16 protein-coding genes are annotated in these 15,108 nt (G+C 45.8%); 5 read left to right on the forward strand and 11 right to left on the reverse strand.

The features are described 5' to 3' along the window. Together KIH43_RS07670 and KIH43_RS07675 are read right to left on the reverse strand one after the other, a co-directional pair. A partial coding sequence (locus KIH43_RS07670; protein ID WP_297719440.1) for a biotin/lipoyl-containing protein occupies positions 1–635 on the reverse strand: 635 nt, incomplete at its 3' end. A gap of 46 nt (positions 636–681) precedes the next feature. Continuing rightward, positions 682–3,537: a 2-oxoglutarate dehydrogenase E1 component gene (locus tag KIH43_RS07675; protein WP_297719443.1), complete on the reverse strand. Its 2,856-nt coding sequence runs from the start codon at positions 3,535–3,537 to the stop codon at positions 682–684. 300 nt (positions 3,538–3,837) lie between these two features. Here KIH43_RS07675 and KIH43_RS07680 point away from each other — a divergent pair, with 300 nt between their 5' ends. Next, positions 3,838–4,536 (forward strand): excisionase family DNA-binding protein, encoded by a 699-nt coding sequence (locus KIH43_RS07680; RefSeq protein WP_297719445.1) that lies wholly within the window; start codon positions 3,838–3,840, stop codon positions 4,534–4,536. A 44-nt stretch (positions 4,537–4,580) separates the two neighbouring features. Here the strand turns inward: KIH43_RS07680 and KIH43_RS07685 are convergent, their stop codons facing one another. The 8 genes from KIH43_RS07685 to KIH43_RS07720 form a co-directional block, all read right to left on the reverse strand. Next, positions 4,581–4,865, reverse strand: a complete 285-nt coding sequence (locus KIH43_RS07685) for an H-NS histone family protein (RefSeq protein WP_296969009.1) — start codon at positions 4,863–4,865, stop codon at positions 4,581–4,583. 210 nt (positions 4,866–5,075) lie between these two features. After that, positions 5,076–5,474 carry a PaaI family thioesterase gene (locus tag KIH43_RS07690; protein ID WP_296969011.1) on the reverse strand — a complete coding sequence of 133 codons (399 nt, stop codon included), beginning with the start codon at positions 5,472–5,474 and terminating at the stop codon, positions 5,076–5,078. Between the two features lie 57 nt (positions 5,475–5,531). After that, positions 5,532–7,079 (reverse strand): 2-isopropylmalate synthase, encoded by a 1,548-nt coding sequence (locus KIH43_RS07695; protein ID WP_297719449.1) that lies wholly within the window; start codon positions 7,077–7,079, stop codon positions 5,532–5,534. A 244-nt stretch (positions 7,080–7,323) separates the two neighbouring features. After that, positions 7,324–8,196 carry a CDP-diacylglycerol--serine O-phosphatidyltransferase gene (pssA, locus tag KIH43_RS07700; RefSeq protein WP_297719451.1) on the reverse strand — a complete coding sequence of 291 codons (873 nt, stop codon included), beginning with the start codon at positions 8,194–8,196 and terminating at the stop codon, positions 7,324–7,326. 24 nt (positions 8,197–8,220) lie between these two features. Beyond that, positions 8,221–8,868 carry a phosphatidylserine decarboxylase gene (locus tag KIH43_RS07705; RefSeq protein WP_296969017.1) on the reverse strand — a complete coding sequence of 216 codons (648 nt, stop codon included), beginning with the start codon at positions 8,866–8,868 and terminating at the stop codon, positions 8,221–8,223. Between the two features lie 40 nt (positions 8,869–8,908). Further along, positions 8,909–9,925 carry a ketol-acid reductoisomerase gene (ilvC, locus tag KIH43_RS07710; RefSeq protein WP_296969019.1) on the reverse strand — a complete coding sequence of 339 codons (1,017 nt, stop codon included), beginning with the start codon at positions 9,923–9,925 and terminating at the stop codon, positions 8,909–8,911. A 57-nt stretch (positions 9,926–9,982) separates the two neighbouring features. Next, a complete protein-coding gene (gene ilvN / locus KIH43_RS07715; RefSeq protein ID WP_011902903.1) occupies positions 9,983–10,474 on the reverse strand; it encodes an acetolactate synthase small subunit in 492 nt (163 codons plus the stop codon). Next, positions 10,474–12,258: an acetolactate synthase 3 catalytic subunit gene (locus KIH43_RS07720; protein WP_296969021.1), complete on the reverse strand. Its 1,785-nt coding sequence runs from the start codon at positions 12,256–12,258 to the stop codon at positions 10,474–10,476. Before KIH43_RS07720 ends, ilvN begins: the two co-directional genes overlap by 1 nt. A 192-nt stretch (positions 12,259–12,450) precedes the next feature. On the opposite strand from KIH43_RS07720, the gene KIH43_RS07725 reads away from it, so the two are divergent. From KIH43_RS07725 to KIH43_RS07740, 4 genes are read left to right on the forward strand one after another with little or no spacing between them, the layout of a single operon-like run. After that, the gene (locus KIH43_RS07725) at positions 12,451–13,020 is read left to right on the forward strand and encodes an RNA polymerase sigma factor (RefSeq protein ID WP_297719456.1); all 570 of its coding nucleotides are present in this window, start codon (positions 12,451–12,453) and stop codon (positions 13,018–13,020) included. After that, positions 13,017–13,478 (forward strand): DUF3619 family protein, encoded by a 462-nt coding sequence (locus KIH43_RS07730; RefSeq protein WP_297719459.1) that lies wholly within the window; start codon positions 13,017–13,019, stop codon positions 13,476–13,478. The genes KIH43_RS07725 and KIH43_RS07730 overlap by 4 nt, the downstream gene beginning before the upstream one ends. A gap of 9 nt (positions 13,479–13,487) precedes the next feature. Beyond that, positions 13,488–14,114 (forward strand): DUF3106 domain-containing protein, encoded by a 627-nt coding sequence (locus KIH43_RS07735; RefSeq protein ID WP_297719462.1) that lies wholly within the window; start codon positions 13,488–13,490, stop codon positions 14,112–14,114. Positions 14,115–14,127: 13 nt separating this feature from the next. Further along, on the forward strand, positions 14,128–14,664 hold the full coding sequence (locus KIH43_RS07740) for an RDD family protein (RefSeq protein WP_296969028.1): 537 nt from the start codon (positions 14,128–14,130) through the stop codon (positions 14,662–14,664). A gap of 5 nt (positions 14,665–14,669) precedes the next feature. Here KIH43_RS07740 and KIH43_RS07745 read toward each other — a convergent pair. Beyond that, on the reverse strand, positions 14,670–15,108 hold a 439-nt coding region (locus KIH43_RS07745; protein WP_297719465.1), incomplete at its 5' end, for an FtsX-like permease family protein.

The raw sequence follows: 15,108 nt of genomic DNA on the forward strand, positions 1-15,108 counted from the left end.
ATCACTGGACCCATATTGACTTCATTGAATGTGGTCAAAATGGCGTTATTAGCTTGAGACTCGAGCAAACGCTCTGCAATACGAGCACGCAAACGACTCATAGGCACACGCTCTTCTGGACGATCACCAGTTGGAATAGGTGCGCTTGGCAATGCAGCAGATTTTGCTCCACCAGCAGAGGCATTCAAGGCATCGCCCTTGGTGATACGACCATCACGACCAGTGCCAGCAACCTGCCCAGCATCAATATTTTTCTCAGCCAAGATCTTTGCTGCAGATGGTGCAGCGGCGCTTGATGATTTTGCAGGAGCAGCCGCTTTTGCAGGCGCGGCCGCTGGTGCTGCAGCAGGCGCAGGAGCCGGAGCAGCAGCAGCTGGTGCTGCGGCTGCAACAGCAGTGCTGTCGATTTTGGCAATCAATTGCTCAGCAACAACAGTGCCACCATCAGCAACAACGATTTCTGTCAAAACACCAGCGGATGGTGCAGGCACTTCAAGCACCACTTTATCGGTTTCGATTTCGATCAAAATTTCGTCTTGACCAACAGCGTCGCCGACTTTCTTTTTCCATTGCAACAATGTTGCTTCAGCAACTGATTCAGAGAGTTGTGGAACTTTAACTTCAAAAATAGCCATGATTAATCCTGTTTATATAAGTATGTATGTTGAGTAATGAAGACGATTATTTCGTGATCACGTAACCTTTTAATTTGGCAAATGCCGCATTGAGAAGAGACTTCTGCTGCTCTTGGTGTAAATGTGCGTATCCGCAAGCAGGCGAAGCAGATGCAGGACGTCCTGCATAACCCAACTTCATGCCATCGGACATGTTTTCCAAGATGTTATGTTGTACAAAGAACCAAGCACCTTGGTTTTGTGGCTCATCTTGACACCAAACGATCTCTTCCAATTTCGGATATTTCTTCAATTCAGCGGTTAGCGCTTTGTGTGGGAACGGATACAACTGTTCCAAACGGATAATCGCCACATCTTCCGCCTTCTTCTCAGCACGCTGTTTGACTAAGTCGTAATAAACCTTACCCGAACACATGATCATTCGAGTGACTTTTTTGGCATCGATCGACTCATCACGCTCGCCAATCACTGTCTGGAATCCACCTTTTGTAAATTCAGATAAAGGAGATCCGGCATCCTTGTTACGCAGCAATGATTTTGGTGTAAACAATACTAAAGGTTTACGGAACTGGCGAATCATTTGACGACGTAATACGTGGAAGATCTGCGAGGCGGTCGTTGGCTGAATCACCTGCATATTGGTATCCGCACACAACTGCATAAAGCGCTCAAGACGTGCAGAGGAATGCTCGGGACCTTGACCTTCATAGCCGTGCGGCAACATCATGACCAAACCATTTGCACGACCCCACTTCACTTCACCTGAAGCGATGAACTGGTCAATTACCACTTGTGCACCGTTCGCAAAGTCACCAAATTGCGCTTCCCAAATGGTGAGAGTATTTGGCTCTGCTGCAGCATAACCATACTCAAAACCTAATACTGCCTCTTCAGAAAGAATCGAGTCAATCACTACAAATGGAGCCTGATCTTTCGTGACATGCTGAAGCGCGATATAAGTACCGGTATCCCACTTCTCACGGTTTTGCTCATGCAATACCGCATGACGGTGAGTAAAGGTGCCGCGACCGCTATCCTCGCCCGATAAACGGATTGGATAACCACTGGCCACCAGTGATGCAAAAGCCATGTGCTCGCCCATACCCCAGTCAATGTTGGTTTCACCACGACCCATAGCCGCGCGGTCGTTATAAACCTTCGCTACCAATGGATGCGCTTTAAAACCTTCTGGGATGGTAGAAATCTTTTCAGCCAAACGTTTCCACTCAGTCAATGGAATCGAGGTATCCGCTTCATCAGTCCATTTCTTATTCAGAAATGGTGACCAATCGACTGCAAACTTGCCTTTGAAGTTACTCAAGACAGGATCTGAAGTTTGCTTACCTTCGTCCATTGCAGCACGGTACTCTTTCACCATTAAATCACCGGTACCAGCTGGTAAAACGCCTTGAGTCTCTAGGCGGTCTGCATACAACTTACGTGTGCCAGGATGCGCGCCGATGATTTTGTACATCAAGGGCTGCGTCATTGCAGGCGTATCTTGCTCGTTGTGACCCAGTTTACGGAAGCAGATGATGTCAATTGCAACATCTTTATGGAACTTGGTGCGGAATTCAACCGCCAACTTAGTTGCAAGCACTACTGCTTCAGGATCATCGCCGTTGACGTGTAGTACTGGAGCGTCAACTACCTTCATGATGTCAGTACAGTACAAGCTAGAACGCAAGTCACGAGGATCCGAGGTAGTGAAACCAATTTGGTTATTGATCACAATGTGAACCGTGCCACCAGTCGAATAACCACGCACCTCTGACATAGCTAATGTTTCTTGCATCACGCCCTGACCTGCAATCGCAGCATCACCGTGCACTAGTACAGGCATTACTTGCTCACCGAGCATATCGCCACGACGCTCCATACGAGCACGGGCAGAACCCTCCACTACTGGGTTCACAATTTCCAAGTGTGAGGGATTAAATGCAAGCGATAAGTGGACTGGACCGCCTGGGGTAGAAATATCACTAGAGAAACCTTGGTGATACTTCACGTCACCTGCCGGCAATGTTTCTGGACCCTTGTGCTCAAATTCAGCAAACAAATCCTTAGGCATCTTGCCCAAGGTATTGACCAGCACATTTAAGCGACCACGGTGAGCCATACCTATCACAATTTCTTGCACGCCTCGCTCGCCTGCATCACGAATTAACTCGTCCATACAGGCAATAAAACTCTCCCCACCTTCAAGTGAGAAACGTTTTTGACCAACATATTTAGCCTGGAGATAGCGCTCCAAGCCCTCAGCAGCAGTTAAGCGATCTAATATCTGACGCTTTTGATCTACATTGAATTGTGGAGTTGAGCGAATCGATTCCAACTTCTCTTGCCACCACTTTTTAATCTTTTGATCGGCAATAAACATAAACTCGGCGCCGATCGTGCCGCAGTAAGTTTCACGCAATGCCTGCAACAAATCACGCAGAGTCATTTCGTTTTTACCGAAGAAGGTATTGCTCGTATTGAAGACGATATCCATATCGCCATCGGTAAATCCATAGAACGCTGGATCAAGCTCAGGAATATCCTGGCGTTCCGAGCGCTTCAACGGATCTAAGTTTGCCCAGCGATTGCCAACGTTACGGTACGCCGCAATTAATTGCTGAACAGCAACGCGTTTACGCCCCATCTCTGAATCCGCAGAATCAGAGATCGTGCGAATCGGACCCTGTTTGGCGCGCTCAGCAAATGAGGCCACAATTGGTCCGTGTGCAATATCGGTTCGAGACGAACCATCCACCGCTGGGACTTGTTTCACGTTATCGAAATAATCACGCCAGTGGTCCTCTACGGAGCTGGGATCGTGCAAGTAAGATTCGTAGAGTTCCTCTACATAAGGGGCGTTTCCGCCGAAGAGATAGGATTTATCTCTTTGATCCTGCATCATGATGCTCACCTTTCATCGGGTTTCCCGAATAAAAACTGTGGTTATAACCATCCGTTACACGGCTGTACCGTTTCACGAATTGCTCTGTGCAAATACTGGTACTACTGCAGTAATTTAACACGAGTGACCACATGTATATAAAGGGCTTTCCCTGATTTATTGCGTTTTTGGGGTATTTCCCTATAAATGAATATGAATAAGAATTTTCCTACCCGGCTTTCAAGATTTACGGACAGATAGAAATAGATTTGATTTTTATTCTCTAAATCTTCAAATGAATTAATAAGATTAAAAGGGAATATGAAAGCAATTACGCCAGAATTGGAATATTTGAGTACCCGCCAGAGCGCCAAAGTATTACAGGTATCTTTGGGGACAGTGCAAAAAATGGTTGAATTAGGCGAATTAATCGCATGGAAAACCCGTGGCGGACACCGTCGGATATTAGCCAGCTCTCTTGAACAGCAATTACAGCGCAGAAAACGCGCAATGCGGCAAAAAACCTCTCAACACTGTATTGCCCTGGGGATTTTTAGAAGGTCTGAAAATAGCGAAGCATTACTAAGCTCGATTTCTGACTGGCAACTGAAGGTTGAAATGGCGGTAGCAGTAGATAGCCTTGAAGGGCTGATGAAAGCCGTTTCCATAGCCCCAGACCTGATCTTTTTAGATGCCTTGATTCCGCCAGTTGAGCAAGTACACCTGATCCATTATTTAAGTAAAAACAAGGACACACAGCGTATACCTATACTAGTTGATGAAGGTTTTATTAGGCTCCATCCAGGAGTTGTAACCCTGGCGGATGAGAATCATGGAGCTAGACCCCAATTAACCGATACCATCAAAGAAGAACTTGAAAATGGCCTCATTGAGCTCAATCCTCTCATTATTGGTTACCCAGCCACCAATCCAGACCCTAGTGATAGCCTTCCACACGCCAATCGGCATTCACTTTTAGAACCTCTTTTTCTAGAGGCACTCTCTAGAAAGTGCTTCTAATGAATAAAGGCCGCAAATGCGGCCTTTATTCATAAAAAAATGTTTTAGATCAGATAGTTACTGCGATCTTTACCATCAATCCACTTTGGCGCCTTGCCACGCCCTGTCCAAGTTTCTCCAGTCGAGGGATTGCGGTATTTAGGAGCCACCTTGCCACCAGCACTTTTTCCAGTCGTTTTGCGACTAAATAGGTCCGATGCAACTAGGTTGTACTGCTCAATAATCAACTTTGCTTTAGCAATGCCATCAGCCTTTTCACGAGCAATGGCTTCTTTAATTTGCTTATCTAGCTGTTCGCGTTGGGCTAATAGTTCTTTATAAGAGGACATCTACCAATTTCTCCAATATGAGGTTATTAGAAATATTTTTTAATAATCTATTTCTTATACCTATTATATCGAAATACAAATCATTTACTTGATAATGGTTATGTAAATGATAATTCTATATTTATCAATAACATATATATTATTAATAATCACTTATTGGGCATAATTATTATAAATATCATTATGAATTTAAGTGATTTTGGGGAATATTTACCTTCGCAATACAAATGTACCGCTGGCCTTGGCGGTCACCTCTCCAGCTTCATTGGTGGCGACAGCCTCGCAGTAATTAATCGATTTCCCGGCCTTGAGCAAAGTCCCCTCAACGGTAATTTTGCCTAAACTTGGACGCAAAAAGCTGGTAGTCATATCAATCGTAATGGCACCAAGTGGATGATTGGTGGCAGTGCGCGCTGCAGCACCCATTGCAAAATCTAATAGCGTCATGATGACTCCACCATGAGCAACATGAAAACTATTCGCATGCTCAGGTCTCACGGTGTAGCTAATTCTTACCTTTCCCGCTTCAGCAAATTCTGGCACTACACCCAGATGATCCAAAAATGGAATATCTAAACCAAAATATACAGCTCTATTCTTTGCCTGCATTACTTGCTCCATTCAAAGCTTCACACTCATCAATCAATCACATCATCTAATGAGTGGTTATGGAGTCATTTGTGCATTGAGTTTTGCCTGGCTTGGATCATGCAATTTATTCAAAGCAGATAAATACGCCTTGGCAGAAGCCGCAATGATGTCAGGATCAGTACCAACACCATTAACAATGCGCCCACCCTTAGACAAGCGTACCGTCACCTCGCCTTGCGATTGAGTTCCAGAGGTAATAGCATTGACTGAATACAGCAATTGCTCTGCACCACTCTTAGCAATTTCTTCGATCGCATTCAAGCTGGCATCCACAGGTCCATTACCCTCTGACTCAGAGCTCACTTCTTGATTGCCCATCCGAAATGTCACGCGTGATTTAGGGCGCTCACCTGTTTCAGAGTGTTGGCTCAAAGAAATGAACTGATAATGCTCGCCCTCCTCTGCTGCTGCAGAATCAGACATGATGGCAATGATGTCTTCATCAAAAATTTCTGCCTTTTGATCTGCCAACGCTTTAAATCGCATAAAGGCTTCATTCAAGTCAGCCTCGGCTTCTACCGAGATCCCCAACTCCTGTAAGCGCTGCTTAAATGCATTGCGACCGGAGAGCTTACCCAAAACAATTTTGTTGGTTGTCCAGCCCACATCTTCGGCGCGCATAATTTCATAGGTTTCACGATTCTTCAAAATTCCGTCTTGATGGATTCCAGAAGCATGAGCAAATGCATTTGCTCCAACCACGGCCTTATTGGGTTGCACCACAAAGCCGGTAATTTGTGAGACCAACTTGGATGCTGGAACGATTTGGCTAGCATCGATGCCGCATACCATATCAAAGTAATCTTTACGCGTCCGCAAAGACATCACAATTTCTTCCAATGCGGTGTTACCAGCTCGCTCACCCAAACCATTAATGGTGCATTCGATCTGGCGGGCACCACCAATTTTGACTCCTGCCAAGGAATTGGCCACTGCCATTCCCAAGTCATTGTGGCAATGAACAGACCAGATGGCTTTATCAGAATTGGGCACACGTGTGCGCAATGTCTTTATGAACTCGCCGTATAACTCTGGAGTTGCATAGCCAACCGTGTCAGGAATATTAATTGTGGATGCGCCCTCATTAATGACGGCCTCCACTACTCTGCATAAGAAATCCATTTCTGAGCGATAACCGTCCTCAGCTGAAAACTCAATATCGGCAGCCAAATTACGGGCAAATCGAATGGAGCGCCTAGCCTGCTCTAAAACCTCCTCTGGCGCCATGCGCAACTTCACCGCCATATGCAATGGACTAGTTGCCAAGAAGGCATGAATGCGTTTGGCGTTTGCCGCCTGAAGAGCATCGGCTGCACGAGTAATGTCCTTGTCATTCGCACGGGCCAATGAACAAACAATCGAGTCTTTCACTGCGGCAGCGACAGCAGAAATCGCCTGAAAGTCACCTTCTGAGCTTGCCGCAAAGCCCGCTTCAATCACATCCACCTTCAAACGCTCAAGTTGACGAGCAATACGCACCTTCTCGTCCTTGGTCATTGATGCGCCAGGGGATTGTTCACCATCTCGCAAGGTGGTGTCAAAAATGATTACTTTGTCGCTCATCACTACTCTCCGGTTTGGATTACTTATTAAACGTGTTGCTTTATTTACTACTCAACTAATCTTCACTACAAAACAAAAACCCCAGCAAATTGCTGGGGCTGGTATCGGTGGTTAATGGATTATGTCTATCTCATCAACTCAGGCCTTACCCGCCCCAAGCTTAAGGCTTAGTGCTAGCAGAAGAAGGCTGGTTAATAATGACAAATTCATCAACATGGACTAAATATACCCTAAAAATGATGGGTTAGCTTAAACGTTTGTGTTGCAGTCGCTCCCAAACCCAGATGACATACCCCGAAATTGAGTACACCACAAATAGGCCAAAAAGGGTTAACGGCGGGTTTGATGAGATCAAAACAAAGGTCAGGATCAGCAAAACCATCACCCCAAAAGGAACGCGGTAACGGACATCCAAGGCTTTGCCACTATAAAAACGGGCATTAGAAACCATAGTTAAGCCCGCATAAACAGCAATCAAAAACATCACCCAAGGAATGGCCGTATCTCTTACGGGAATCTGATTATCGTCAGCCAACCAGATAAAACCGGCTACAAGCGACCCTGCCGCTGGGCTAGGCAAACCTTGAAAAAACTTCTTATCCACCACTCCAGTGTTGACATTAAACCGCGCCAATCTCAGTGCAGCTCCGGCGCAATAGGTAAAGGCAGCAAGCCAGCCCCACTTGCCGAGATCTTTTAAGGCCCACTCATATGCGACTAATGCGGGAGCAACGCCAAAAGAGACCATGTCAGCCAAAGAATCGTATTGTTCACCAAAGGCACTCTGAGTATTGGTCATGCGAGCAACACGCCCATCCATGCCATCCAAGACCAATGAAGCAAAAATAGCGATGGCAGCCATTTGAAACTGGCCATTCATAGCATTGACGATGGCAAAGAAACCACTGAATAAGGCTGCAGTAGTAAATGCATTCGGTAAAAGATAGATGCCTTTGCTGCGCAGACGCGGTTTAGGCGGATGAAGCTCTTCAACTTCATAGTCCACACCATCACCTAATGCATCAACCCATTCTTCCTCGGTTGTGCGCGCAGATTCATGGCGTTTACTGCTCAGGCGACTACGATCAATGCGACCGCGACGGCGAAATGTGGTCAAAGGAAATCCTCGAAGAAGATGGGATCAGTCCAAGCCTGGCACACGGGCCAATGCTGTGTTAGTTGCAAATACTTTATCACCAACTGCCACTAATGGCTCAGCTGTGAGTGGTAAATAGACGTCTACACGAGAACCAAAGCGAATAAAACCATAGCGCTCGCCAGCCTTTAAGCGGTCGCCCACATGGATATAGCAAAGAATACGACGAGCAATTAAACCTGCAACCTGCACCAAGGTCACGATTTGACCATTGGCATCAATCACCACTGCGTTGCGTTCATTTTCAGTGGAAGCCTTATCCAAATCTGCGTTCACAAATTTGCCAGGGAAATACTGAACTTCTTTCACTAAACCATTCACCGCGCTACGATTGGAATGCACATTAAACACATTCATGAAAACGCTAATTTTAAGAGCCTGACGATCAGCATACGGATCGTTAGTGGTTTCCACAACCACAATGCGTCCATCAGCTGGCGACAAAACCAGATCTCGCCCTAAAGCTGGTATGCGTTGTGGATCACGAAAAAATTGCAAAACAAAAATGAAAATGATCCACAGAGGCCAAGACCAAACAATCCCGCCAAAATGCTGGACTATCAAAGTCACAACCCCCACTAGAGCCAAATAAGGCCAACCTTCTTTCGCAATAATGGGGTGTGGATACATCATATTTTTCTATGCCTTTATGTGCTTAAACAGAATTAGCAAATTAGTTCTTAGTTTGATCAACTAATTTGTTCTTCGCAATCCAAGGCATCATGGCACGCAATTTAGCACCAACCACTTCGATGTCATGTTCTGCATTCAAACGACGACGTGAAATCAATGTTGGAGCGCCTGCCTTGTTTTCGAGGATGAAGCTCTTCGCATACTCACCAGTCTGAATATCTTTCAAGCACTGACGCATTGCATTTTTAGTCGCCTCTGTCACAACACGTGGGCCAGTTACATACTCACCATATTCTGCATTGTTAGAGATGGAGTAGTTCATATTGGCAATACCACCTTCGTAGATCAAGTCCACAATCAACTTGAGCTCATGCAAGCACTCAAAGTACGCCATTTCTGGGGCATAACCTGCTTCAACCAAAGTCTCAAAACCTGCTTTGATCAACTCTACAGCGCCACCACAGAGAACAGCCTGCTCGCCGAACAAGTCGGTTTCAGTTTCTTCGCGGAAGTTAGTTTCGATGATGCCGGCGCGTCCACCGCCGTTGGCAGTTGCATATGACAGAGCAACATCACGCGCAGAACCAGATTTGTCTTGGTAAACAGCGATCAAATGAGGAACGCCACCACCCTGAGAGTATGTGCCGCGAACAGTGTGGCCAGGTGCTTTTGGAGCAATCATGATCACATCGAGATCAGCGCGCGGTTGCACTTGGCCGTAATGCACATTAAAGCCGTGTGCAAAAGCCAATGCTGCGCCCTGTTTGATATTAGGATGTACTTCCTTGTTATAGACATCGGCGATTTGCTCATCAGGCAACAACATCATGACGACATCTGCATCTTTTACTGCTTCAGCAACTTCTTTCACTGCCAATCCAGCATTCGCTGCTTTATTCCATGAGGCACCGTTTTTACGCAAACCTACAGTCACGTTCACACCAGAATCTTTCAAATTCAGTGCGTGGGCATGGCCCTGTGAACCGTAACCAATAATGGTGACTTTCTTGCCCTTAATGAGGGACAAATCTGCGTCTTTATCGTAAAAAACTTTCATGCTCTTTCCTTGTGTTGAAAATATCGTTGTTATTAGAGTAATAAATCAGTAAAAAAATTAAACCTTCAAGATGCGCTCGCCGCGCCCAATACCAGAGCCGCCAGAGCGAACTGTTTCCAGAATGGATGCGCGGTCAATAGAATCAATAAAGGCGTCTAACTTTGCGCCATCGCCGGTCAATTCAATGGTGTAGCTCTTATCGGTGACATCAATAATGCGGCCACGGAAGATATCGGTAGTTCTTTTAAGCTCTTCACGCTCTTTGCCGACGGCACGCACCTTAATCATCATGAGCTCGCGCTCAATATGTGGACCTTCGCTTAAATCAAACACTTTCACCACTTCAACTAAGCGATTTAAGTGCTTGGTAATTTGCTCGATCACATCATCCGATCCAAAAGTCACAATCGTCATGCGAGAAAGCGATGGATCCTCTGTTGGCGCAACACTTAAGGTGTCAATGTTGTAACCACGCGCAGAGAATAAACCTACTACGCGGGACAATGCTCCTGGTTCGTTTTCGATCAATACAGAAATAATGTGTCGCATTACAGATCCTCGCTACCCAAAAGCATTTCGGTAATTCCCTTGCCCGCTTGAACCATAGGCCAAACGTTTTCTTCTGGGTCAGTTTGGAAATCCATAAATACCGTACGATCTTTGAGACGGATCGCCTCTTTTAATGCACCCTCAACATCAGATTTCTTTTCGATGCGCATGCCAACGTGACCATAAGCTTCCGCCAATTTCACAAAATCTGGCAATGAATCCATATAAGAGCTAGAGTAACGCTTGTTATAAGTAAGCTCTTGCCACTGACGCACCATACCAAGGTAACGGTTATTCAATGACACGATCTTTACCGGAGTGTCGTATTGCTTGCAAGTAGACAACTCTTGGATACACATCTGAATGGAGCCCTCACCAGTAATAGTGAACACATCCTTCTCCGGAAAGGCCTTCTTGATGCCCATGGCGTAGGGCAAGCCCACACCCATGGTGCCAAGACCACCAGAATTAATCCAGCGGCGTGGTTTATCAAACTTGTAGAACTGCGCAGCCCACATTTGATGTTGGCCAACATCAGAGCAGATAAAGGCGTCACCGCCAGTGAGCTCCCACAATTTTTGCACCACGTATTGTGGCTTCACTATTTGTGATGCTTCGTCATACTTCAAGCAATCTTTTTTGCGCCACTCGTTAATCTGATCCCACCAAGCAGCAACCTTGTCGCCATTCTTGCGTGGACCAGCTGCCTTCAATTGCGCGGTCATTTCAATCAAGACCTCTTTGAGATTACCCACAATCGGTACATCGACTTTCACACGCTTAGAAATCACAGACGGATCAATATCGATATGAATAATCTTGCGAGGATGAGTAGCAAAGTGTGCGGTATTACCAATTACGCGATCATCAAAACGTGCGCCAATAGCAATCAATACATCGCTGTGTTGCATCGCCATATTAGCTTCGTAGGTACCATGCATGCCCAACATACCCAAGAACTGTGGGCTAGTGCCAGGGAACCCGCCAAGACCCATCAAGGTATTGGTCACTGGGTAACCCAAGAGATCGGCAAACTCTTTGAGTTCAGGCGCGGCGTCAGCCAAAATAATGCCGCCACCGGTATAGATGTATGGGCGTTCTGCTTCTTGCAATAAGGCTATCGCTTTGCGAATCTGGCCACTATGGCCCTTAATCACAGGGTTATAGGAGCGCATCTCCAAGCTTTCTGGATAGACAAATGGCCCCTTCGCTGCAGAGACATCCTTCGGAATATCAATCAATACTGGACCTGGTCGCCCTGTCTGCGCAATATGGAATGCTTTCTTGAGCACCATGGGTAAATCTTTAACGTCTTTTACCAAGAAGTTGTGCTTTACCACTGGACGGGTGATGCCAACCGTATCTGCTTCTTGGAAAGCATCTTCGCCAATGGCATAAGTTGGCACGTTACCGCTGATGATCACCATAGGGATCGAATCAGTGTAAGCAGTAGCAATACCAGTAACTGCGTTAGTTACGCCTGGGCCCGAAGTCACCAATGCGACGCCCACCTTACCGGTTGCACGCGCATAACCATCTGCAGCATGTACTGCTGCTTGTTCATGGCGAACTAGGATATGTTCAAACTTATCTTGTTTAAAAATCTCGTCGTAGATAAAAAGCACTGAACCGCCTGGGTAACCCCATACGTATTCAACACCTTCTTTGTGCAGTGCATGCACTAGCATTTCAGCACCAATCATTTCTGGGGGCGCTGCTACGGGAGTTGTATTGGAATCTTTATTAGCTTTAGTCGCTAAAAATTCGGCGCTGCTTGTATTCATTTTCTTTCGTCCTTTGCAATTTTCGGCAAAAAATTGTTTGGTCTGTTCTATCCCTTGCTTATGGCCCGAGTTCGAACGGCGCTGCTACCGGAAAAACCACTTCGTAAATGAGAATCTAGGTAGTAAGCCTTATATTCTATAGCAATCCCCTAAAATGAACCAATTCTTACCGATTTAGGTGTATTCGTTTGCATGGCTTCAGCCCAAGAACTATCTGACTTTTTGAGTGGTGTAGAGCAGCGCGCCTTTAAGCAAGCGGTCTACGCCGTTCGCGATGATGATGCTGCTTTGGATATTGTTCAGGATGCCATGATCAAATTGGCTGAAAAGTATGGTGATCGGCCTGTTGCAGAACTGCCACTTCTATTCACTCGCATCTTGCAAAATCGCGTACATGATTGGTTTCGACGCCAAAAGGTACGTAATGCCTGGGTTACCCTTTTTTCAAATATGGGCAAAAAAGCCGATGAAAATGAGGATTTTGACCCCCTAGAGTCCCTTTCAGCCCCTGATGACAGTGAAATTCACCAAGATGGGGCAAGAAAACTCGAGCAAAGTCAGGTTTTACAGGCTTTAGAGTCAGAAATAGCAAAATTACCTGTACGTCAACGAGAAGCCTTCCTAATGCGTTATTGGGATGAGCTAAGCATTACTGAAACTGCCCAAGCGATGAGTTGCAGCGAAGGTAGCGTCAAAACCCATTGCTCTCGAGCAACCCAAACCTTAGCTAAAGCATTGAAATTAAAAGGAATTACCCTGTGAAACACCTTGATGAAGCCCTCAACCAGACCCAAGTCGACCAATTTGGCCGCGCAAGCGCCGCCTTGCTATCTCAAGGTGCGCGGAACTTGCCTACCGACATCAAGGATCGTCTCCATGCAGCGCGTATGAAAGCCATCTCCGCCCGTAAAGCGGAGAAAGTCTTTGCCAAAAAAGCGGTTTTTGCGGGCAATACCGGCCACCTCTCTTCCAACTCCAAAGGGATATGGGATACCGTTGGCTGGGCTGCTCCGTTAGTAGTACTCGTATTTGGCCTTATTGGCATTGCTCAATGGCAAAACGATTCGCGCATTACCGACATAGCTGAAGTAGACGCTGCCTTACTCACTGACGATGTGCCACCGGATGCTTATGCTGATAGCGGATTTTTGGCCTTCTTGAAAAATGGTCCACTTTCAGACGCGCAAGACAATACTTCTGAAATACACAATAACAAATAAACTTAAACAATGTTTATATTGTTTAAACAACGATTAGTCTTTGCTTTCATCTTTTCGTTGATTTGGGTTTTTTCTTTAAGCACATCTAGTCACGCCCAATCAACTAGCGGCACTACACAAAGCAAACCTACCTTTCTAACCCATAGAGCTCCTGATGGGACATGGGAAGGCTTAAATGATTCCCAGCAAAAAATTCTTGCGCCCCTAGAAGAGGACTGGAATTACATGTCCCCCGATATTCGTAAGAAATGGATTTATGTTGCCAACATCTATCCCAAGATGAGCACCCAGGATCAAGAACGGCTTCAGTCTCGGATGGCTAGCTGGTCAAAACTCTCCCTCAAAGATCGTCGTATTGCACGTGAAAATTACTTGGCAAGCTTAAAGTTCCCTGCAGAGAAAAAAGTCGAAGCTTGGAGTGCCTATCAAAAACTGAGCGATGAGCAAAAGAAAAAGCTTGCTGAAATGGAGGCAAAGAAAAAGCCTAAGGCAATTAATGCCCCCACATTACAACAACACACCATCAAGCAAGATACAACCCCTGCACCGCCAGCTCCAAAGCCAAGAGCAATAACAACAGTAATCACACCCATCACAGCCCCTGAGTCCGACTCATCAAACTCTGATACTCAATAACGTTTTAAACGTAATGACACCTGCAGAATTAGCCGCATTACCTTCACCCAAATTTTGGCGACGTGTGTCATGTGGTTTATATGAGCAATTAGTCTTACTAGGCGTGATTGCATTTACTTTTTTACTGCCTAATCTTGCTTTAGGAATTTTGTTTGGTGCCTCACTTCCGAGTTGGCTCACTTTTCTCTATCTCTACACCGTATTAGGCATCTACTTTGTGTGGTATTGGACCAAGTCTGGTCAGACACTTGCCATGCAAACTTGGCGAGTGCGTATGATCGGTATAAATGGATTCAATTTAACGCGTCGACAAGCATTATGGCGCTATATTTTTGGCTCACTTTGGCTAGTACCCTGCGTCATATTGCAGTGGCTGTTTCACTTAGAAAAATGGCAAATCATTGAAATGTTATTTTCTGTTGCACTCTTTATTTGGCCTCTGAGTACTTTTTTTGATCGTCGCCCAGTTACAGAACGTCAAGGCTTACCGGATCGTATGGCCGGCACAAGGTTGGTTGAACTACCCAAGCATTTGGTAAAGCTCTCCTAAGCACTCTAAGCTTCACGCAGACATTCGATCGCAGTAGCAGCCTGTATTCGTTTTTGAAAACGATAGCCTGCAAGCCATGAAGACACTACGCCAAAACTAATTCCGACCAGGATGGACTGGGCAAAGGCATTAAATTCAATTTCCATTACATATCGGCCCAGCGCCCATGCCGCTCCGCCTGCCGCCAAGCCACCTAATAAGCCCGCTACAAAACCAATTAGCAATAATTCGAGACGAGCTATTTGCGCCAACTGTTTTTTGGATGCCCCCATGGCTTTTAATAAAGCAGCATTTCGATAACGCTCATCTTGTGTAGCTGCAATAGCAGCAATCAACACCAAAATGGCTGCAATGATAGTAAAAATAAACAGGAGCCCTAACGCTGCAGACAACTTATTTAAAACGTCTTGTATTTGCTGCAATGATGCGGAAACATCCACCAAG

The organism is Polynucleobacter sp. (assembly GCF_018500155.2).
Classification (GTDB): Bacteria; Pseudomonadota; Gammaproteobacteria; order Burkholderiales; family Burkholderiaceae; genus Polynucleobacter.